1 pseudogene is annotated in these 1,465 nt (G+C 40.3%); it reads left to right on the forward strand.

From position 1 onward, the window contains the following. A pseudogene (locus B5F91_RS15255) lies at positions 1–1,376 on the forward strand (hypothetical protein); the annotation flags it as partial. Between the last annotated feature and the right edge of the window lie 89 nt (positions 1,377–1,465).

Below are 1,465 nucleotides of genomic sequence, written 5' to 3' on the forward strand. Positions count from 1 at the left end.
ACCAACTGATGGATATCGAAGTGGGAAGCAACGTTGTTTTGGTTGACAACGGCGACACTTGCACCATTACTGTTGACGGACAAAGCGTTACTTTGATGAAGAATGCTGCGCAGTTGACTTCTATCGTAATCGAGAACTTAGATGAAGCAGAGTTTAAAGGTACTGAAGGTTTTGATATCCAATGGGGTGTTGCTGGTGTAGCTACTCCAGATTGGGCAGGTGAAAAAGGTGCTGTAGTATTAGATCAATTCTTGGTTGGTCAGATTTCAACCGTTAATGTACAAGTTACTCCGGCTGACTATGATTTGGGTGCACAAAAATTGACTTTAGTTGACGCAAGAGGCAATGAAGCCCCTGTTGTTGTAACTGCAGAGCCCAATAATACCTTGATGAACAAGACTCGTGCTGCTTCTGCAAACGGAAGTTGGACTTTGTCTATTGCAATGGATGAAACAATCAACAAGACAAATATTGAAAAGGCATTTGACTACGATCCTGAAAGTACAGATGACAGTCAAATGGCATATACTTTGTGTGTAAACGGAAAACCTTACACTACTTACGATTTGGCTGTTGTTACATCAAGCAATCAGTACACAAGTGGCAGAATTGCTAATATTACTGAAGCAAGAGTATACTTTGTTGATGAAGCAGGACGTGAAAAACGAGCAAGTGAAGATAAAATACCGGCAGGAACAACGACTGCGTTGACTCTCAAAAATCCTGGTTTGTATGACTATTACTATACATTCGAAGGTACGAACAAATCTTTGGCTGAACAATACGGTATTACAATCAGCGAAGATGGCAAGAGCATCATTGTTCCGGAAGGTGCCGAAGGCGTAACAATTACCCTGACTGCACATACTATGTCTGTAGATGGTCATGTATGTCCGGATGCACAAGAGACTATTGGCCAATATTATAATCAAGTTGAAATCAATATCGCAGGTAGTGAAATTGCTGCAGAAGAATTGAATGTTACTACTCACCAAGTTAAACCGGGTGATGCGACGAAAGAAATCCGCGTTGACTTTACAAAGGACGGCAAGAGCATCTTCGCAAGCTTCCCGGCTGCTAACCGTGAAGAAGCACGTCAGAGCGGTCAAGTAGTATTGAAGGAAGAAGCCACTCAATTAGGATTCCTCACTAATTCTGATGCTAACCATGAATTCCAAAACGTTCAATACTTCAAGAAAGATGGCAGCCTTTGGAATATTACCAGAGACGATTTGCTTGATTTGAACTACATGACATTAACTGTTAACAACAAGATTGCAAATGATGCTAAGCCGGGCAACTATACATTGTCATTCGTAGTAACAGATAAAAATGCAACAGTTTCTGGTAATGAACTGATTAAGAAACTGTTTTGAATTGATTTAAGAATAATGTTATAGGGCTACATACAATTCAGAATCAGCCGGTCAATTGGAAAAATGTTATATCTTTACAGGTACCAAAC

This window comes from Bacteroides sp. An322 (assembly GCF_002161765.1).
Lineage (GTDB): Bacteria > Bacteroidota > Bacteroidia > Bacteroidales > Bacteroidaceae > Phocaeicola > Phocaeicola merdavium.